1 pseudogene is annotated in these 256 nt (G+C 50.4%); it reads left to right on the forward strand.

Annotated features, from left to right (window positions below):
- Positions 1 to 22: 22 nt before the first annotated feature.
- Positions 23 to 256, forward strand: a pseudogene (locus tag SB756_RS32275) (D-xylose ABC transporter ATP-binding protein); the annotation flags it as partial.

Consider the following 256-nt stretch of genomic DNA (forward strand, 5'->3'; position numbering starts at 1 on the left):
TTGCAGCGGCATAGTAAGCGATGTGTCAAATGACGATATCGTCCGTCTGATGGTAGGCCGCGAACTGCAAAACCGTTTTAACGCGATGAAGGAGAATGTCAGCAACCTTGCGCACGAAACGGTTTTTGAGGTGCGGAACGTCACCAGTCGTGACAGAAAAAAGGTCCGGGATATCTCATTTAGCGTCTGCCGGGGAGAAATATTAGGCTTTGCCGGACTGGTCGGTTCCGGACGTACTGAACTGATGAATTGTCTG

It is taken from the genome of Pseudomonas sp. SIMBA_068, assembly GCF_046534705.1.
Classification (GTDB): domain Bacteria; phylum Pseudomonadota; class Gammaproteobacteria; order Pseudomonadales; family Pseudomonadaceae; genus Aquipseudomonas; species Aquipseudomonas putida.